This window comes from Almyronema sp. (assembly GCF_052168255.1).
GTDB classification, from domain to species: Bacteria; Cyanobacteriota; Cyanobacteriia; order Phormidesmidales; family Phormidesmidaceae; genus Sphaerothrix; species Sphaerothrix epifaneia.
In genome coordinates this window covers 1-19779 of the sequence record NZ_JBQLZL010000031.1, presented here as the reverse complement: position 1 = coordinate 19779, position 19779 = coordinate 1, and the positions used below count along the sequence as shown (strand labels likewise).

Genomic DNA, 19779 nt, shown 5'->3' with positions numbered 1-19779 from the left:
AACAGAATCCTGTTACGAATGCTTAATAATTGTAACCCACTCCATCGCTATCCTTGGGCGGTTATCTACCCAACTTCTAGCGGGTCTGCTGCAGGCTCAGCCAAAGGGAGTAGGGTTGCTTCCTGCCGCATTCCTACTTGCCAAAGGAAAAGCATAACGCTTAGCTGTTATCTAGATGAGTCGGCATTGCCTCTATATACTGGCTGTCGATCAAAAAGGTACCGCGCTCAAACTTGACGCCCCAATAGCCACCGGGGCGACGATCGACAATGGTACCTTCTTCACCTAGCTGTACCAGGTCGGGAGGGCGCAACATGGGCATGGTGTCGGCAGTTTTAAGGTAAGGGGGCGGCGTCGTGAGGCGAACGCGATCGCCAACAGCAAAATCAGCCATCGGTTGAGGGGTTTCGTTCATTTAGGGAACTTGCCAAGCGCGGGCATGGTAATGGGCTGGTTGATCATAGGGATCAGCCGTTGCAGGGGTGTGATCATGTTCGTGGGTATGCGGGTGCGGATGTCCATGATGGCTATGGGGGTGTCCATGAGGGGAGTCGTGATTTGCGGCAGCTGCTAAGCGAAACTTGCAGACTTCGCAATTCATCTGCACCTGTCCTAATTGTGTTTCAATTTCGCGCCGTCGCATTACTTGCATTAAGAGCGGATGCAGACCCATTTCGGGTAAGCAGGTGATGTCAATCGCGGGAAATTGGGTTTGTTGCTGCTGGGCGATCGCCAGAATTTTTTTGACCAAGACGCCAGTAAACAAAAAGTAAGGCAACACGATAATGCGCTGGGGCTGGTAGAGGCGCGATCGCATAAACCCTTCTTCTAGACGGGGATGAGTGATACCGACAAAGCAAATCTCGACCGTTTTGTAACCGCTGCCTTCCCACAACATTCTAGCTAGTTTGTAGACATCGCCATTGGCATCGGGATCGCTGGCCCCGCGTCCAACAAATAGCAATACGGTTTCGGCTCGACTAATGGCTTGGCGGTTTTGCTCAGGCTGGTCTAGCCAATCAAGGCGCGATCGCCACAAGTCTAAAATTTCTGACGTAATTCCAAAGTGGCGACCATAGTGAAAGGTTACCTGGGGGTGGCGTTGACGGGCACGGTCAAGTTCGTTGGTGACGTCAAACTTGTTGTGACGAGCGGCAAACAACAAGACAGGCAAAACTGAAATATCAGTAAACCCTTGCTCCACACAGCGATCGACCCCGTCTTGTATGGTTGGCTCAGTTAGCTCCAAAAAACAGGGAATGACTGGTCGCGACTGATCAAGAGCTTGATAAGCAGCGGCAAAATCGAGTACGCGTTGGCGGCCTTCGGCATCGCGGCTGCCATGACCGATAAGCAATAAGGGGCGTTGTAGCGGCAGGGCTGGCTGTAGCAGTGGCTCTGCTGCTTCTAACTGAACCAAAGTCTGAATAAGAGGATCAAAAGTCATCACGACAAAACTCCGCTCCTGTGCGACGCAGGCAGTAGAGTGAAAAAGTGGCAAACAGGCATTCTGACTCAGGTATTGTCGTGCTGCTCAAATTCTGAGTTCTCAAAAGACAAACTGAAAACGGAAAACGCAACACGACGCCATTACAGCTGCGGCACAGTGCTGGACTTTCACCAGGCTTTCCCTGCTGGGCCACTGTTCACAAGTGCTTCGTCATCTTAGCCCACCTTTTAAATCCACGAAATGCCGCCCGTAGGCATTTTGCCCGTCGAGTTTGAAGCTATGTCGCTCCGCCAGCAGATTGCTTTTTATTTAGAAGATACGACTACTGTGGTTGGTAAAGTCGTCAATTTTGCGATCGCCGCTTTGATTTTGCTCTCTGCTGCCATCTTTATTGTTGAGACTTATCCAATTTCGATCGCAACCCAAAATCTTTTGAAGATTGTAGACTTCACCATTTTGGGGTTGTTTACAGTAGAGTACTTGCTGCGGCTGTGGGTCGCTACCAATCGGCTGCAATATGTTCTGAGCTTTTACGCGATCGCTGATTTAATTGCGATTCTACCGTTCTTACTAGGATTTTTTGACCTCCGCTTTGTCCGACTGGTGCGCTGGCTAAGAATTCTGCGATTGGTTCGGTTTGTTGAAGATCGCGCCTTGTTTGGACGGCTAACAACCAGCGATAGCCTTGCGGTTGCTCGTATTTTTTTCACCCTGTTTGCCATCATCTTTATCTATGCAGGGCTGATGTTTCAAATTGAGCATCCTCAAAATCCCGGCAACTTTCGCACGTTTCTAGATGCCGTTTACTTCGCGATTGTGACGATGACGACGGTTGGCTTTGGCGATTTGACTCCCATTTCAGAAGCTGGGCGCTGGCTTACCGTCGTCATGATCCTGACGGGGATTGCCCTTATACCTACTCAAATTGGCAATCTTATTCGTCAGTTCAGCAAAGTTACCAACGCGATCGAAATTACCTGTACTGGTTGCGGCCTCAGCTTGCACGAACCCGACGCCCAGTATTGCCGCCGATGCGGAACTATTTTGAGCGAAATTTCTTCTACTGAAGACAGCAAAGCCATCAGCGCTTAATGCCCCCTGCCTGCTTCTAGCTTTGCTAATGACAACGATATGAGCCATCAGTGAATAGCCTGTAAGATGACTTACCAGCCGTCTAAACAATATAAAGTTAACTTAACAAATCCGTAATAACACTGTTGGCCTTGCCGTTCAGAAGCTTCTATAACTGATCCGAGTGTGGATTGATTGATCAAACTCTATTCCTCACTGATATAACCTTAGGTCGCTTATCAATTTGTCAGAACTCAGGTGCAGCAAAAGTCCATGTAGTTTCAAAGCGTAGTTTGTTGGAAAAACAGAGTTGCTTATTTTCGTGATTCAAAAGCAAGCTTCTGATATCCCTAAAAAACAATGAAACTGTTTAGCATCCCAAGAGTTGACAGCAGATACACGATTCCAAAATCCGACTTTAAGGTAATAGGTAATCAGTACTCAGCTAATGAGAATCAAATTGCATCGAAATGCTGAAGCAAGGCTGCAGCCTCTCTAGTTGAGTTCTCTTCTGGTTTTTATCTCTAAATACTGCATTTCGCACCCTTAAAGCCTACCTTCTCACAGGTAGCTGGTTTTAAGCTGCTTGGAAAAAGATATTCAAATTTGACGCTTTTCCCTTAGTCGAGAAAGGCCAAACTTTAGCGGGCAGTTGTACGTTGAACTGAGATGTTTAAAGGTTTTTCGAAAATGTCTATTTGTTTTAATTTTCAGCTTTTTGTTGGGCGTAAAACAGAGATTGGCTAGTAGTAAATCTAATCAGTAAAGACTCTGAATTTAATAGGGCTTTGTCATCTTTATTCTCTTAAATCCGTACTTTCACAGTTCACCATTCAATCATGAATTTACTATAAAGTGTGAAGTGAAGGTCTGCTAAAAGGTTCTGGTTTTTTGCCAGATTTAAAACTTTTAGAATCTGGATTAGGGTGCAATGCCGACTGATGTTAATTCGCGAGCAATCAATGAATACGAACAGTCGCTCATACTACGTTTCTCCGAACGGTAACAACAAAAATCCAGGGACTAAAGAGCTACCCTGGAAAGACATTAGCTATGCAGTGAGCCAAAGATCACCTGTAAAAGCAGGCGATACAGTTTTGGTTCAATCAGGGACTTATCGAGAGTCAATCACCTTAGAAAAATCAGGTAATAGCCAGCAAGGGCATATTAACTTAAAGGCCAATGGCAATGTAATTCTGCGGGATCCTAATCCTAATGCAGGTGGGTTTCGTGAAGGGGTTATTCAGTCTGCTGGCGAAGGCTATTGGGTGATTGATGGTTTTCGAATTGAAAATACCTCTTGGGCTGGAATTTCACTGCGAGATGCCAACAATATGATTGTTCAAAACAATCATACCTACGAAACAGGGGCATCCGGCATTATTGTTATGCCTGACACCTATTTTGGCGGTGGCGAAGCAGAAGTTACTAGCTCAAATATCAAAATACTCAACAACACCGTTGAACGCGCAAACTGGAAGTGGAAAACCTCAAATGATCAGGGTTCGCCGCAAGAAGCTTTATCGCTTTGGGGAGTTGATGGATTTGAGGTTGCTGGTAATTTCGTTAAAAACACAACGAAAGAAGGCATAGACATTAAAACGGGTTCTCGCAACGGTTCAGTTCATAACAATACGGTGACTGGAACCGCTCAAATTTCTGGCGGCTACGGTGGTTATCGAGGGGGGCCTGCTATTTATGTAGATGGCAACAGAGCGAATACCTTCAACGTTGACATTTACAACAATACGGTTTATGGCAACAGAGCAGATGGCATTGTCATTGCTGATGAGGTCGCCCGTGTTGGCAAGGTGTCAGATATTCGTATTTACAACAACGTTGTCTACGATAACGGGCAGCAAGGGGTAAATGGAGGTTCTGGCATTGGGGTTGGCCACAATGTTGAGGGAGTTGAAATACTCAACAATACGTTGTCAGGTAACGTGCAGGCAATTGTCATTGGTGGCAATCTAGCTTCTGGTTATCAACGGGTTAACAATGTTTTAATCCGCAACAACATTTTTGCCGATAGCACTTATCGAAATGGTTATTTTGCGAACGTTAGCAATGTAACTGTGGATCACAACCTGTTTACCGATGGCTTTAGTCAGCTTTATCAAACAGGGGGAAGCATTAGTAACCTGCAACAGCGTCAAAATACGGCAGTTGATTCAGTCGGTTTTGTTAACGCCGATAAAAAAGATTTTCGGTTGTCTCAGTCATCTGCGGCGATTGATAGAGGTTCTAACCAGATTGGGCGTTATGCTCAAAACGCTCTCAATGAGGTGCAGCGGCCTAAAGGCGGCAGAATTGATGCGGGAGCTTATGAATTCTCTAATTCGGTGCCTGCGCCAACGCCATCTCCGTCTGCGCCTAATGTTGCTGCGCCGCAAGAGTCGGGTGGTGTTAGCAGTAGCGGTGGAGGTTTACCCAGTACACCAACGCCTGCTGATGGTAGCGGAACAGGTAGCCCGCCGACAGGGCCAGACCAAGGTTCTGTAATCACTATTTCTGGCGATCAAGACAGCAATCTGCTGAGAGGGGGGGCTGAAGCTGAGCAAATTTTAGGGCTAGCTGGCAACGACAAAATTTTTGGGAATGGCGGCGATGACATTCTCTTGGGTGGCAACGGCGATGACGAAATTAGAGGCGGCCTCGGCAACGATGTCATCACAGGTAACAATGGAAACGATGTCCTCTTGGGTAATGAGGGAGATGACAACCTTCAAGGGGGATTGGGTCGCGATCGCATTAAAGGCGATCTCGGTAACGATGTCATTTCTGGCGATGACGGTAGCGATTGGCTGCAAGGGGGTGCAGGCGACGACCAGATCAAAGGTGGCGATAGCAACGACCAGCTTTTTGGCGACCAAGGCGACGATGCGCTCTTTGGTGAGGGTGGCAATGACCTGCTTCGCGGCGGGGCTGGCAATGACTCAATGGCAGGCGGAGAAGGCAATGATAGCCTCTTTGGTGAAAACGGCAATGATCAATTAGTCGGTGGCATGGGGCGCGATCGCCTCAATGGTGGCAACGATGACGATGAGCTATGGGGGGATAGCGGCGATGACTGGCTGCAAGGAGGAAGCGGTAACGATCAAATCAAAGCGGGTGAAGACAGCGATCGCCTCTTTGGCGAAGCAGGTGACGATGTCCTGGAAGGAGGGTTAGGCCGAGACATCCTCAAAGGTGGTAGCGGTCAGGATCAGCTAATTGGTACCGATCCCAGCGCCCCTCAAGTGGGTCTAGCGGAACAGGATGATCTCATTGGCGGTAGCGACGCCGATACCTTCTGGTTGGGAGATGCAACCCAGAGCTTCTATGGCAGTGGCGGAGACAGTGACTACGCCTTAATCCATGACTTCCGCGCTAACCAAGGAGACGTGATACAGTTGCATGGCCGTGCCGAACAATATTCCTTAGGCTCGGCTCCGGCAGGCCAGCCGAAAGGAACCGCTATCTACCTGAATACGGCCAGTGGAGAAGACCTTATCGCTGTGGTCAAAGGCAACGCTAATCTTGACTTGGCCAGCAGCAGCTTCGATTTTGTTTAGGTGTTATCAACTTGCTCGAAATCTCTGAGTGCCTAGGGCAATTGGTTGAGAGCGTTTCTAGCCCCAAAAAATCTCGACCATGCCCCAATGCAGTTAACCCAGCAATTAGCTTTGGTCTGCCCCCCTTCTAAACCCAGACTGAGAGCGTGCTTTAAAGGGCTGAAGCCGTCTATTGCCTCCCCATCAGCTATTAAGACACTTTCAAGCTGGAACGTCTGCAAACAAATAAGGCTCTATCTCAGAGGGGTCTGACCAGTTTTTTACGGCAATCTTTCAGAGCTGCTCTCGCTCATCTTGCACCTTGGCCTGTGTTGCTAGCAACTTTGTTTTGCTGGCGGCACAGGTCTTTTATGGTTGAGGCAACAGCAGAAGGCTAAATCAATGGCTGAAGGAGCCTTTAGCAATTTGGATGTCTTAATTTTAGAGTTGAGGACTGTCAACAAGGGGGACTAAAAAGGGCGATCGCGGTTCTATTGTTAGCAACAGCCCCAACCCTAATCTTTGCAAGAAAGCCCTGATTTTAACTCGCGGTTAAAGAGGCGATGTAAAATATCCCATTTACCCTAGAGGATCAATCAGGTGTTTGCACCCACTGAGCTGCTTTGGGCCTTAATTGGCTTAATCCTAACCATTGCGGGGACTTGGCTCGAAGTTTTTATTACCAGCCCTCCCTGGCATTGGGGCGAAGTTGGCGTTCACGCCCTCTCATTAGGCGTTAGCTTTCAAGTTGGGGCAGTGTTGCTAACGGGCTGCTTGGGCGGAAAAAATGCCGCTACTTTGGCGCAAATCGCATACTTAGCTTTAGGATTGGTGTTGTTTCATAGTTTTGAGTTTCAGGTTTTTACCCAAGGCGGTGGCATTGGCTATGTGCGAGAACCAACGTTTGGTTTTTTAATTGGGTTTATTCCGGCAGCTTGGATCTGTGGGTTTTGGGCTTTTCGTACAAAGCTTAAACTAGAAATGTTGGCCTTTGGCTGTGTTTGCGGTCTGATGGTGATCCACGCTTGTGGTTTGGTTTACCTGCTGTTTGCTTACACAATTGGGTGGGCCACTGCGGTACCGATTAGCCTGACAGAGGCGGTTCTGGTTTACTCGGTTTATCGAATTCCAGGGCAGCTTGCTGTGGCTTGTGCCGTGTCAGTGATTGCTTTTGTTGTGCGGCAGCTCATGTTTTATTAGTGCGTTATGCAGATTAAAAATCGGTTTTTTTGGGTTGCCGCGATCGCGGGCTTAGTTTTAGATCAGCTCTCAAAGCTCTGGGTCGTTAACAATTTTGAGCTGACAATACCGCCGCAAACTATACCGTTGTGGCCAGGTATCTTCCATTTGACTTATGTCACCAACAAGGGAGCCGCCTTCAGCTTATTTAGTGAAAATGGCGACTGGCTCCGCTGGCTGTCGCTAGCTGTGAGTTTGGGCTTAATTGCTTTAGGCTTTTGGGTATCGCTAGCGAACCGCTGGGAAGAAGCTGGTTATGGTTTTATTTTGAGCGGGGCGTTAGGCAACGGCATTGATCGTTTACTGGCTGGCGAAGTCGTCGATTTTTTAGATTTTCGGCTGATTCAGTTTCCGATTTTTAACCTGGCTGATGTGTTTATTAATGTAGGAATTGGCTGTTTGCTATTAGCGGCTTTTCGACCTAAGCGCGATAGTCAGTAGAATGTAGGTCAATTAGAAACTTGCCGCTCGTCGGTGTGCGTCGTTTTGCTAGGTTTTTTAAGGTCTTTCTTGTGCTATGCCTTTATCGAAGCCGCCTAACCCTCAGCAGACATTGCTTAATACGGTTACCCAAGCCTTCCAAACAGTACGGGCTAAGGTAGATTTTTCCAAATTTGCCCTCAAGTCCGGCGCTCAAGTCGCCGAGCTTCATGTGGAAGAAGCAGGGGGTAAGACAGAGGTTTTTCCGCTTTTAGGTGAGCGCTATGTTATTGGTCGTAGCTCGAAGTCTAGCGATATCGTAATTCGCAATCCGATTGTCAGTCAGGTGCATGCGTCTTTGGCGCGCGATCGCACACAGCCGGGTAATCCTTTTGTTCTTAAAGATCGAGACTCGACCAACGGCATTTATCGCGGCAAAAAACGATTGTCTAAGGTGGTTTTGCGTCATGGCGATCGCTATACGCTAGGCCCTACTGAGTTAGCCAATGCCGTCACCATCCAATACATTGATCCTCCGCCCTGGTATGTGCAGACGGCTCGCTACGGAGTTTATGGCGTTACTGGCTTCACAGCGGCGATCGCTTTGTGGATTGTAGGTTTAGAGTGGCCCAAAATTCGAGTAAGTCCACTGCCAGAATCAGTGCAAGGCCCGGTCATTATTTATGCTGAAGAAGACGGCACTCGTGTACCGTTACGCCCCCAATCTAACCAAGCGCACATTGAACAAAAGCGGCTGGCTGACTTTTCCCCCTACCTGCCCAAAGCCGTAATTGCCTCAGAAGATGCCCGCTACTACTGGCACCTCGGCGTTGACCCACTAGGAATCCTGCGGGCACTAATTACGAATGTTCGAGGCGGCGAAATCCGAGAAGGCGGCAGCACCGTTACCCAGCAGCTTGCCCGCAGCATTTACCGTGAGTATGTTGGCACTGACGATTCGACTGGACGCAAAATTCGAGAAGCGATCGTAGCTCTAAAGCTAGAGGCTTTTCATAGCAAAACCTTTTTGCTGTTGACCTATCTAAACCGGGTCTATCTAGGGGGCAATCTCTACGGCTTTGAGGATGCCGCCGAGTTTTACTTCGACAAGCCGGCTCAATCGCTCAATCTTTCAGAAGCTGCGACCCTAGCCGGGATTTTGCCAGCCCCGAATGCTTTTAACCCCGTGCAAAATTATCAGGCGGCTGTTGAGTATCGTAATCGCGTGCTCGATCGCATGGCGGCCTTAGGTATGGTTAGCCAGGAAGAAGCGCGGCGGGCTCGGCGATCGCGCATTGAAATTAGCCCGAAAGCTAGAGAACAACTCGCCAATACCCGCGCTCCTTACTTTTATAGCTACATCTTTGATGAGTTAGATCAGGTTTTGGGCATCCAGTTAGCTAGAGAAGGCAACTTTATTGTTGAAACCAGCCTCGACCTAGATACGCAAGAAACCGCAGAAGAGTCGCTCAGAAGCTATATCAGCAGCGCGGGGAGCGCTTCTGGATTTTCACAAGGCGCTTTGGTAACGCTAGATACGGAAAACGGCGCTATTCAAGCGCTGGTAGGGGGAGCAGACTATCAAGAAAGTCAGTTTAACCGAGCCAGTCAGGCGCTGCGTCAGCCCGGTTCCACCTTTAAGGTAATTGCTTATGCAACGGCGCTAGAACAAGACATTTCTCCTAGCACAACTTTTGGCTGTAGTGGCTTGACCTGGCAAGGGCAGTTTTTTGAGGGGTGTCGCTCTGGCGGCGGTGCCCTCGATATGTATGCCGGACTGGCTCGTTCTGAAAACGTAGTGGCGCTGAGGATTGCTCAAGAAGCTGGCCTCAACAATATTGTGCAAACGGCTCAGCGACTGGGAATTGAGTCAGATCTCAATCCGGTGCCTGGTTTGGTTTTAGGCGAAAGTGAAGTTACCCCCCTAGAAATAACAGGGGCGTTTGCAGCGATCGCCAATGAAGGCGTTTGGAATCGTCCTCACGGTATTGTTCGTGTGCTAGACAGCAGCGACTGCACCGATTTGCAAGATCCGCAAACCTGCCGAATTATCTACGAATTTGGCCAAGCTGGAGATGCCAATCAGCCAGCGCTGTCTCCACCCGTTGCCGATACCCTGGTAGGGCTGATGCAAGGGGTGATTCAAGGGGGCACTGGACGCAACGCTTTTTTGGGATTGGGGGAAGGGGGCAAGACTGGAACCACCAATGACAACCGCGATTTATGGTTTGTGGGTATGGTTCCTCGCTACCAGCTTACAACCGGAATTTGGTTAGGCAACGACGACAACACCCCTACAGATGGCAGCAGCGCCCAAGCCGCCCAGCTCTGGGGCGATTATATGGGTCAGATTTTACCTTAAGTACTGGCTTTCTCAGCCAGCGGCTCAACTGTGTAGACCAGCGTTTCGGTGCGACGGCCTCGCAAAACAACAGAGCGAAAGGGGTGAGTGGCAAAATGCTGTTTAATATGCCCTTGCGTGACGGCGGTCAGCAAAATGCGATAAGGGAAAGTTGCCGCAATTTCTTTAGTGAGTTGCTCTAAGCGAGAAGCCACATTGACGGTATCGCCAAAAAGCGAGTAGCTAAGACGTTGGCGATTTCCCACCGTACCAGCAATCAGCGCCCCTGTGTGAATACCAATGCCAAATTGAATGGTTGGCTGACCGTTAGCGGCAAATTCCTGGTTCAGCACTTGCAATCGCTGATGCATTTCCAGACTGGCCGAAACCGCAGCGATCGCATCCTGGTTGATTTGCTCTAAAGATCTGCGAGGAAACGGCGCGCCAAATACCGCCATAATGGCATCACCGATGTATTTATCGATGACGCCACCGTGGGCAATAATACAGTCGGTCATGACCTCAAAATAGCGATTGAGCCAAATCAGCAAATCGTTAGAAGAGAGTTTTTCGGCAATCTGGGTAAAGCCGCGAATGTCTATAAATAGGACTGTCGCAACTAGCTCTTGCGCCACGACTTCATGGCCTTTCAAAATAGTCGATTTTTGTTGCCAAATAAGTTGAGCCGTTTGGGGCGAAACATTCATCGCAAACAGGGCCATTAACTGTTGGCGTTCACGCTGTTCTTGAAGCTGCAATCCGGCTGCTGTACCCCACAGACAGCCAATCGGAGCGGCCAGCGGTAGCCACCAGCCTCCGATAAAAGCGGCCAAAGCCAGCCCTAGCCACAAAAGCGGTAGCCCCAAAATCATCAATAGCCTTGCCTGGGGGCCTCGTGGTTGTAGCAAACGGTTGGTTACTAACCCTATGGCCAGAATTAGTACCCCTACCCAAGCCCCAGTTGGTCTTTGCAAAAAGCGATCGTTGAGCAAGTTGTCGATCACAGCTGCGTGAAAAAAAATCCCCCCTACGGGTGGATTGAGATGGTAGGGCGATCGCACCGGATCTAAACCAGCGGCAGTAGCCCCAACTAAAACCAATTTATTTTGAAACACCGCTGGAGCCACTTGCCCAGACATGACCGCCTGAAATGAGTAGACCGACAGTTCAGAAGCGGCGGCGTTACGAGGTGCAATCGGCCCAGGCCAGTTGACCCACGCTTGGGGCTGGTGAGGGCTGGGCAATTGCGGAATCGTTTCTGGCTTATCGGCGGTACTTCTGAGCGTATTTGCCAGGGTGGTGTTGTATACCTCAATGGCGGCAACGCTAAAGGCGGGTAATTGCCCTTCGTAAAGCTGCACCTCGCGACTCACGCCATCGGCACTGGGCAGGTTTTTAACATGGCCGCTCAGATAAGACCCCCTGGCTGTTTCCGCAATGAGTGAGGTGATTCCAAGGGCATTGCCCTGGCCATCGTCGCCAATGGCTAAGACGACATTACCGTTAAAAAAGACGGCTTCAGCAAAGGTTGCATCTTCTGGCGTTGACTCTGTCATCAAGATGTCAAAGGCTACGGCTGCTGGTTGGGCGATCGCCAGGGTATCGAGGAGTTCAGCGTAGCGCTGTCGCGACCAGGGAAATCGCCCATATTGCTGCAAACTGGCCTCATCAATGGCAATAACAGCAATGCGCTCATCCCAATCTAAGGCAATGTTTTTACCTGAATGTTCTCTTAGCCAAAACAGCAGGTTGTATCCTTGCTGCTCGAGCGATTGCCAGGCACCGAGTTGCCACAGTCCTAACGTCAGCGTCGCGGCCACTAGACCCGACAGCCAAGGCTGATGGCTACGCTTTAAGGTTGAGAGGAACCTCAATAAGGGTGCGGAAGTCAATGGGGGTTTAACTTTAAAGCGCATGAGAAGAGTTGATTTGCCAGCATCCGAATAGCTGAAGCCTGGAAATTACGGAATGCGTGATAAATTACGGTGGTCATTGCCAGAGCTAAAGCTGGCTCGACTCAGACTGCATCCCTAGTTTTCCCAGGTTACGCTTTAAAGACCCGGTGAAGGCAGACGGCGATTGGGCTAAATCTACCGATTTAGCCACACCGTAGCTCCGCCCGAACAAGACGTTAGCGTCGTCGTGCTTTGCTGACCATTTTGCGAGAAAGTCTCAAATTCAAGCCGTTGGTTTCAGTCCAGGTTTGCAGGATGCGATAAAAAATCTGGCGATCGCGTGCTTGCAAAACAGCCGTTTGATCGGCTGTCTCAATCGCGTAGGGATAGCCACCGCCAATCACAACCTCTGCTCGAACCCAATTGAGGACTTGGTCTAAGCGACCTGTTTCATAAATCCATCGGGGTAGTTCTAAGCGAGCCGGAAAGCCGTCTAAGGTCGATTTTAGGTAGGTAAAGGTTACTTGATCGTGCTGCTCGCAGTAGTACTTCAAAATGCTGCTATCACAGCGGTAAAGCGGTGTGCGATCGCCCCACCGATCTTGCATTAAGCGATTGACAATTTGGGCATCGCGTAAGGCACCTGCTTCAGGTAAGTGAGCCAGGTGACGTAGCATTGCGGTCAAATCACGTCCGTAGGAGGTATCGACATAGCCCACCAAGGGAACCTGACAGCGCTGACTGGTGCGTAGCAACTGGGTGAGCTGGTTGACATAAAACTGGCGGCTTTCGTCATCTAGCAATTCGGCAAAGCTAGCCGCCAGCGCCCCATCAAAAAAAACTAAACAGCGATCGCAGCCCTGCCGTTCTTCCATATAGCGAACTAGGCGTTCGGTTTCCATGCCAAAGCGCTTCATGTTGACTTTTCGGTCAATCAGCTCCCGGCGATCGCCGACTGATAAATCAGCAGGCGTCATAATCTCTGTTTGAATGTCTTTTGAGTAAATCCCTGTTTCAACGTGGAGATTTTCGTACCAGCCAATCTGCACCAGCGCCACCAACAGCGAAATATCTTTGCTAGGAAAAATCTGGGAACCGTCTACAGCAAAAGTAGCAACGCCCGCAATTTGAGCTTTAGCCCAGGCTAAGCTCTCTTCGCGGTTGTTCCACTGTAAGTTTTCTCGTATGATGCCGCGATCGCTTTGGGTTAGCGGTTCTAAAGGTATAGCACCGCAATAGCTGGGCAGACGCTCAATTGCTTTTTGGAGGGCAACCGGGTCGCGTTGACTGAGTTCGACTAAAGCAGCCTGATACGTTTGCAAAAGCTTTAGCGTACGCTGATCAAAATCGGCAAACTGCGCTTGCTTGGCATTGAGTTGCTGCAAAATATCATTCGGTTTGAGAGGCATAGGTCTGCTTGACGGCAAAAAAGCCAGCTATCACGGTTAGCACTGATTTATCTTAATGCAAGCGTACTATCCTAACCTGAGAACCTCAAAAAAAGGGTTGTCTAGCTAAGGTCAAACTGCTTGCTAACCGAGCAGTTTAATTACCCAAATTCTTAAAAGATCGAATAGCAGGCTTAAAGTCAATAGAAACCTCAATGGAAAACGATTGATTTGGCGATCGCTTCTTTGCAGATTATTAAGGACTATTTCAGATTGCTTATATCTAGGGGGCTTGCTCCAAAACAGGCGAGATCGGCGTGATAGTATTCACTTCGTAAGTTTGTAACGATGTGGAGAGACTGCCTTGTCACTTCGGGTTGCGGTTGTAGGTTCGGGTCCGGCAGGCTCCTCGGCTGCTGAGACACTGGCAAAAGCAGGTATTGAAACTTATTTATTTGAGCGTAAGCTAGACAACGCCAAGCCTTGCGGTGGTGCCATTCCGCTCTGCATGGTTGATGAGTTTGATTTACCGCCTGAGATCATCGATCGTCGCGTGCGCAAGATGAAGATGATCTCACCTTCTAATATTGAGGTCAATATTGGTAGCACTCTCAAAGAAGAAGAATATATTGGCATGTGCCGCCGCGAGGTACTAGATGGCTTTTTGCGCGATCGCGCCGCTAAACTCGGTGCCAAACTAATCAATGGCACGGTTCACAAACTAGAAATCCCTAGCAGCGACAAGGCACCCTACACCCTGCACTATGCTGACCATTCCAACGGTAGCCTTCAGGGCGAAGCCAAAACCCTCCAAGTTGACTTGGTCATTGGTGCGGATGGGGCCAACTCTCGAGTTGCTCGCGCGATTGATGCTGGAGACTATAATTACGCGATCGCCTTCCAAGAGCGCATTCGCCTGCCAGAAGCCAAAATGGCCTACTACGAAGATCTAGCCGAGATGTATGTCGGCAACGACGTCTCGCCTGACTTCTACGCCTGGGTATTCCCCAAATACGATCACGTAGCCGTTGGCACGGGAACGATGCGGGTCAATCAGGCCAAAATCAAGCAATTACAGGCAGGCATTCGGGCGCGTGCCGCCAAGCGCTTAGAAGGGGGCGAAATCATCAAGGTTGAAGCTCATCCTATCCCTGAACATCCGCGTCCGCGCCGGGTAGTAGGGCGGGTAGCGCTAGTTGGTGATGCCGCTGGTACCGTCACCAAATCTTCGGGAGAAGGTATTTACTTTGCGGCTAAGTCAGCCCGTATGTGTGCGGAAACGATTGTTGAATTTTCCAACAGTGGCGAACGAGTACCAACTGAAGCGGATCTCAAGGTTTATCTGCGGCGATGGGACAAGCAATATGGCATGACCTACAAGGTTTTAGACCTGTTGCAAACCGTTTTCTATCGTTCTGATGCCACCCGAGAAGCTTTTGTAGAAATGTGCTCAGATATCGACGTGCAAAAGCTCACCTTTGATAGCTATCTCTACAAAACGGTGGTTCCAGCCAATCCTCTGGTGCAACTGAAGATTACGGCTAAAACCGTGGGTAGCTTGATTCGCGGCAATGCGCTAGCCCCCACCCGTAGCTGGTAGCTTCTCCGCCTAGATTCTTGGCATCAATCCTCTGACGCAAGCCGTCAGAGGATTTCTTTTTTCCAGCGAGTACAAAAGCAGCGAAGAATTACGGTGTTTTGAAAATAGATACTTGCCAGCGGTAATTAATATGCGTAAAAAAACGTAGTCGGTCGAAATAGGTCGGCGTTGAGCGAGCGCCAAACCCAGGAAAAACTCCCAAAATTTCTGGCATTTTTGGCGGTAAAAATGAATCGCCACTGAATTGTTAGTAAATTTTCGGATAGCGCCAAGTTCCTCAAGAGAGCGGATTAAGCCACTTAAGCTGTTCTTTTGGCTTAAATTCTTAGTTGATTAAAGTCTTTGAGAGGAAGCGTCTCAAACTTACAAAGCTGACGATCGGCTGGTTAGACTTTGCTTAATCAGGTGTGTATTAAAAGTGACTGATTAAGCATTGACTTTGATACTTTCAGCCGCATGATTCAGCAAATGAAACTTCAACACTTTACCACTTCAACTCTGCCTGTCGTTGCGATCGCAACTCTGCTAGGCGTAGCTAGCGCACCTGCTAATGCCCAAACCCTGGCAATTGGGAGCACTTCCGGTAGCTGGAGCAACCCCAATGGGGGGACGGCTATTCAATACCTAACCGATGGCGACGAAGCCCAAATCCGTTGGGGCAACCCTGCGACTGGCTACGCCACTGCGGGCAAGAGCGGTCTGGGTTTTGAGGGAATTGGCCCTTCCGAAATTACCGTCGGAGAAAACTTTCTGCTAGGTACCCTCAGCCACTACAACCTCACCATTTGGAGTGGCACTGCTGCAGACGCAGCTGATCTCAGCCTCAATCTTGATCTGGGCGAAGCCGGAAACCAGCAATTTGACTTCACCCTCAATATCGACGAAACCTTGAACCTGACCAGCACGCAAAAGCGCAATGGTAGTCAGTGTCCTTACATTACTACCACCTTTGGCTGCTCAGACTCGATCACTTGGGAAAACCCGATCGAAGATGCGTTCATGGAGAACGTCTTCCAGATGGCTGGCAAAGAGTATAAGCTCCAGTTGATTGGTTTCAGCGACACCATTGATGGTGAGCCGGTCGAGCAGTTCATCTCTCAAGAAGGAGGGGTTAGCCGAACCAATCTATTTGCTCGAATTATTCAAGTTTCGCCAGAAAACCAAGATGTACCTGAACCGACTGCAATGTTGGGATTGGGTTTATTCGGCTTATATGCAGCCAGCAATGTCCGTCGTCGCAAGCTAGCCGCTTCGGAGTAAGCTACCTCCCGAATTCTAAAAGCGACTTTCTACAGTCGTAAAATAACCGAGATGCGGACTTTAGCCTTAAAGGGCTTTCGGTCTGCATCTCGGTTTAGTTTTGACTAAGTCCCAAAAGCCGAGGCTTGATCAACAAAAGCCATTTGTTTGGCTCTTAGCTAACAGCCGCTTCCGCTTGCTCAATACTGGGCAACTCTAAACAATAGCCTGCTCCATATACTGTCTTGATATATTTAGGATGTCGCGGATCGGGTTCTAGCTTGGTACGCAAGTGCCGAATGTGGACTCGAATCGTTTCAATGTCATCGCTGGGGTCATATCCCCAAACTTCTTTGAGAATTTCTGGCGGAGAAACTGTTTGACCATGACGCTGCAATAAACAGTGGAGTAACTCAAACTCCAGGTGCGTCAGTTTGACAGTCTGGTCAAACCAAATCGCTTCAAACCGCTCAGGGATTAGAGTCAACGGCCCGTAATTGAGAATCTCGCTGTGCTTAGCGGCTTGAGGAATGCGATCGGTACGTCTTAGCAACGCTCTAACCCTAGCGAGCATTTCTTCTAGCTCAAAAGGTTTAGTCAAATAATCGTCTGCACCCGCATTAAAGCCATCAACTTTATCCTGGGTTTGCCCTAATGCCGTCAACATCAAAACGGGAATATCAGCAGTTCGGTTGTCGCGCCGTAAGCGCTGGCATACGGTCAAACCGTCTACTCGAGGGAGCATCAGGTCAAGCATAATCAAATCAGGAATTAGCTGAACCGCGAGAGCTTGCCCCTTGATACCATCAGAAGCCTGACTGACATCGTAACCAGCCATCTCTAAGTTGACTGCGACTAGCTCTGAAATTGCAGGATCATCATCAATAACGAGTACGCGAGGCATTTTCTTAAAACGGGTATTGATATACGAAAACTGAAAATAGGATTTATCGATTTGAAACCCTACTTGAGGAGTCATGAAGATTCTCAAACTATATTATAGTGGCAGCCCATGTTCTCTCTAGGAGAGCTAGCACTGGCAATGCTTGCTTAACTCAATTAAAAAATAGCCACGGCAAAAAAATCTGTTTAACAGGCTACGTCACTATTAAAGCCTGTAATTGCGGTTTTACAGCTTTAAAGTTCAAATTTCTACGAGCAAAGACTATCAACGTCGTGTTAGCGACTATTTTCACAAATTAGCTTTTGATAGCGTCTAGAGCAAGGCTTCCTTTAGCTCTAAAGGTTCTAGCAATGCCTTGACTTGTTTAGGTTTAAACTCCCCAGGCAGGATTCGAACCTGCGACCAATCGGTTAACAGCCGACCGCTCTACCACTGAGCTACTGAGGAACGCGAATCTAATAGTATCTAGAATTTGACCACTTTGACAAGCCCTTGAGCAATTTTTCTGGCAATTAGTTTATTGATCTAGCCCTAGACGGAGCCTTGCTAGCTTTGCCTGCGCCTGCGGATCTAAAGAACTCACCAAAAATTGCTTAGAAGATCGCTTTTGCGGTCGGAGCTTTTGCTTAACGCGTCGCTGAGCGGTGGTTACGTCTAAAGCAAGCCGAGCGGCTGACATCCACTCTGCGCCGTACCCGACTACTGTAAGCTGCTGGGCGCGATCGGAGGTTGCCACAATTAAGCGGTGGTCAAACTTACGGACGTCGTTGCGAAATTTGGCACAGGCTTTTTCAATATATGAGTCTGCTGTTTGCCCAAACTCTGTGTAGTGAATCGCAAGATTTTGAGTCACCCGTTCTTTTACACAAGGCGTTGGCTGTGAGTAAGCATCAAAGACTAAGCGGGTATCAAACCCTTTGAAGGCGCTGTAATTGATCAAAACTTCTACCAACTGCGATCGCGCAGACTCTAAGCCAATTCCGTCACGGGTACGCTGTAGCTCTGGCCAAGCTCCGATAATGTTGTAGCCATCAATCAGCAGAATCGCGCGGATGGGAGAGCGTGCCATGAGTTTTAAGGGTTAAGTAGTAAAGTCGATCGAGCACCCCCGCAGAAAACCTTGCTCAAGTTAGCTGAGCGTTGCTAGAAGGCTAAAGCCACTACGACCTATTTGCTAGCTTGAACTGCCAAATGCTTGATGAGCAGGCCGCTTAAATGAGGGAAGTTTACAGAATTTAATTTATTTTACCCTTTCCACTGAGGTCTGCTGCTAAAAAGAATGCCCTGTCTTTGCAAATGGCAAAAGCAGGGCAAGACGACAGGCAGCTTTTAGTCAACTTCAGCCACATGCTATAGACGAAATTTGCTGTTTAAGTCGTTGAGGATCGCCTTGATCAACCACTCGCCCTTGATCTAACAAGAAGGCGCGATCGCAGTAATCTAGCTCAATCAGTCGATGGGTTACCCACAAAGCGGTCAGTCCTCGGGTTTTCACTAACTGCCGTACTTGCTCAACGAGGTCTAGCTGGCTTTCGAGATCTAATAAAGCGGTTGGTTCGTCGAATAGCAGAATGTTGCACTGACGGGCGATCGCTCCTGCGATCGCCACACGCTGTTTTTGACCGCCACTGAGTGCATAAATGGGCCGTCTTTGCAGATGAGCAAGATTGACGGCTGCTAGCGACTCAGAAACCCGCTGCCTGACCTGCAGGAATGACAGTTTTTCTTCAACTAAGCCAAAGGCAACATCGGCTCCGACCGTTGGCATTACCAACTGATGGTCAGGATTTTGAAAAACAAAACCAACGCTGCCTTGAATGGCGACTTGACCCGTCTGTGACTGGAGTAACCCAGCTAAAAGCCTGAGTAGTGTAGACTTGCCGCTGCCGTTAGCGCCTAAAAGCATACAAAATTCGCCTTGACCAATGTTTAATGAGCAGTGATCAAGAACTTTGCTACCCGAAGGCCAGCTAAACGATAAGTCATTAACAGCGATCGCAGTACTCATACTCATTCAGTCACGATGGCTAAGATTGTGGCCAAAAGACAAGGCTTTGAACAATCAGCTTTTAGCCTCATCTCCTAAAAGTGCAAAGAACCCTGGCTGCTTGCCTGCAGTAGCGCCAGACTTCTCATAGATCTGCACAGCCATAATCTGACGCGAGACAACAGCCACTTGCTTGTCTGCCTGTTGATCACAAGTTAGCTCTACAATGCTGGGTTCACCCGTCTTCATCGCAGATAAAATTTCCTGGTAAAGCTTCTGGGCTGCTTCTACTTCTTTTTTTTGAACGGTGAGGGGCAGCGGCGTGCTTTGTAACGTCACTTCAACTGTATACATCTAAAATCTAAGCTCAATAAACTCAATCATTCAATTCTAAAGATCTCCTTAAGCTAAGAGATCTTTCTCATTTCTATCTTAGAGGCTACTCAATGCCTCTGAATCAGCAAGATTGGTAAGGATTAAATTCCCCTAATTTAATCCCTCTTTCAAAAAACACCCTCTATAATGAGAATCAAGGTAAAGAATAGTAAACACTAATCGGATCGAGTTGCGGCTGTTGGCCTTTAATGCTTAATCGAGCAACGGCTCAACCCTGATTAGCGCCTTTATCAATCATTATTGTTTTTCGGAGAATTGCGCTATGACCATAGCAATGGGACGCGCTCAAGCCGGCCGAGGATGGTTCGACGTCCTC

At 48.7% G+C, this 19779-nt stretch carries 15 protein-coding genes and 1 tRNA gene; 7 read left to right on the top strand and 9 right to left on the bottom strand.

Annotation, left to right across the window (positions count from 1 at the left end):
- Positions 1 to 160: 160 nt before the first annotated feature.
- Positions 161 to 415, bottom strand: coding sequence for a regulatory protein SipA (gene sipA, locus ACTS3T_RS05790; protein WP_377962491.1), 255 nt, complete (start codon positions 413 to 415; stop codon positions 161 to 163).
- Positions 416 to 1447 carry a sirohydrochlorin chelatase gene (locus ACTS3T_RS05785; RefSeq protein ID WP_377962488.1) on the bottom strand — a complete coding sequence of 344 codons (1032 nt, stop codon included), beginning with the start codon at positions 1445 to 1447 and terminating at the stop codon, positions 416 to 418.
- A gap of 243 nt (positions 1448 to 1690) precedes the next feature.
- Here ACTS3T_RS05785 and ACTS3T_RS05780 point away from each other — a divergent pair, with 243 nt between their 5' ends.
- From ACTS3T_RS05780 to ACTS3T_RS05760, 5 genes are all read left to right on the top strand, one after another.
- A complete protein-coding gene (locus ACTS3T_RS05780; protein ID WP_377962486.1) occupies positions 1691 to 2542 on the top strand; it encodes an ion transporter in 852 nt (283 codons plus the stop codon).
- A gap of 941 nt (positions 2543 to 3483) precedes the next feature.
- Positions 3484 to 6075, top strand: coding sequence for a calcium-binding protein (locus ACTS3T_RS05775; protein ID WP_377962483.1), 2592 nt, complete (start codon positions 3484 to 3486; stop codon positions 6073 to 6075).
- Between the two features lie 579 nt (positions 6076 to 6654).
- On the top strand, positions 6655 to 7254 hold the full coding sequence (locus tag ACTS3T_RS05770) for a biotin transporter BioY (RefSeq protein WP_377962480.1): 600 nt from the start codon (positions 6655 to 6657) through the stop codon (positions 7252 to 7254).
- A 6-nt stretch (positions 7255 to 7260) separates the two neighbouring features.
- Positions 7261 to 7734: a signal peptidase II gene (gene lspA / locus ACTS3T_RS05765; protein WP_377962477.1), complete on the top strand. Its 474-nt coding sequence runs from the start codon at positions 7261 to 7263 to the stop codon at positions 7732 to 7734.
- A gap of 76 nt (positions 7735 to 7810) precedes the next feature.
- Complete coding sequence (locus ACTS3T_RS05760) at positions 7811 to 10075, top strand: transglycosylase domain-containing protein (RefSeq protein WP_377962474.1); 2265 nt, start codon at positions 7811 to 7813, stop codon at positions 10073 to 10075.
- Here ACTS3T_RS05760 and ACTS3T_RS05755 read toward each other — a convergent pair.
- Together ACTS3T_RS05755 and ACTS3T_RS05750 are read right to left on the bottom strand one after the other, a co-directional pair.
- Complete coding sequence (locus ACTS3T_RS05755) at positions 10072 to 11946, bottom strand: CHASE2 domain-containing protein (RefSeq protein ID WP_377962471.1); 1875 nt, start codon at positions 11944 to 11946, stop codon at positions 10072 to 10074. The genes ACTS3T_RS05760 and ACTS3T_RS05755 overlap by 4 nt on opposite strands.
- A gap of 239 nt (positions 11947 to 12185) precedes the next feature.
- Entirely contained in the window at positions 12186 to 13358 is a 1173-nt protein-coding gene (locus ACTS3T_RS05750; protein ID WP_377962468.1) for a DNA double-strand break repair nuclease NurA, read from the bottom strand.
- A gap of 343 nt (positions 13359 to 13701) precedes the next feature.
- On the opposite strand from ACTS3T_RS05750, the gene chlP reads away from it, so the two are divergent.
- The gene (chlP, locus tag ACTS3T_RS05745) at positions 13702 to 14937 is read left to right on the top strand and encodes a geranylgeranyl reductase (protein WP_377962465.1); all 1236 of its coding nucleotides are present in this window, start codon (positions 13702 to 13704) and stop codon (positions 14935 to 14937) included.
- Positions 14938 to 15405: 468 nt separating this feature from the next.
- Entirely contained in the window at positions 15406 to 16197 is a 792-nt protein-coding gene (locus tag ACTS3T_RS05740) for a THxN family PEP-CTERM protein (protein ID WP_377962462.1), read from the top strand.
- A 154-nt stretch (positions 16198 to 16351) separates the two neighbouring features.
- On the opposite strand, the gene ACTS3T_RS05735 is transcribed toward ACTS3T_RS05740, so the two are convergent.
- The 5 genes from ACTS3T_RS05735 to ACTS3T_RS05715 all read right to left on the bottom strand — a co-directional run bounded on the left by ACTS3T_RS05735 (position 16352) and on the right by ACTS3T_RS05715 (position 19421).
- Positions 16352 to 17080 carry a response regulator transcription factor gene (locus tag ACTS3T_RS05735; protein ID WP_377962865.1) on the bottom strand — a complete coding sequence of 243 codons (729 nt, stop codon included), beginning with the start codon at positions 17078 to 17080 and terminating at the stop codon, positions 16352 to 16354.
- 375 nt (positions 17081 to 17455) lie between these two features.
- A tRNA-Asn gene (locus ACTS3T_RS05730) sits at positions 17456 to 17527 on the bottom strand.
- Between the two features lie 70 nt (positions 17528 to 17597).
- Positions 17598 to 18149 carry an NYN domain-containing protein gene (locus ACTS3T_RS05725; RefSeq protein WP_377962459.1) on the bottom strand — a complete coding sequence of 184 codons (552 nt, stop codon included), beginning with the start codon at positions 18147 to 18149 and terminating at the stop codon, positions 17598 to 17600.
- A gap of 270 nt (positions 18150 to 18419) precedes the next feature.
- Positions 18420 to 19094, bottom strand: a complete 675-nt coding sequence (locus ACTS3T_RS05720) for an energy-coupling factor ABC transporter ATP-binding protein (RefSeq protein ID WP_377962457.1) — start codon at positions 19092 to 19094, stop codon at positions 18420 to 18422.
- Positions 19095 to 19142: 48 nt separating this feature from the next.
- The gene (locus ACTS3T_RS05715; RefSeq protein ID WP_377962455.1) at positions 19143 to 19421 is read right to left on the bottom strand and encodes a hypothetical protein; all 279 of its coding nucleotides are present in this window, start codon (positions 19419 to 19421) and stop codon (positions 19143 to 19145) included.
- Positions 19422 to 19779 lie beyond the last annotated feature (358 nt).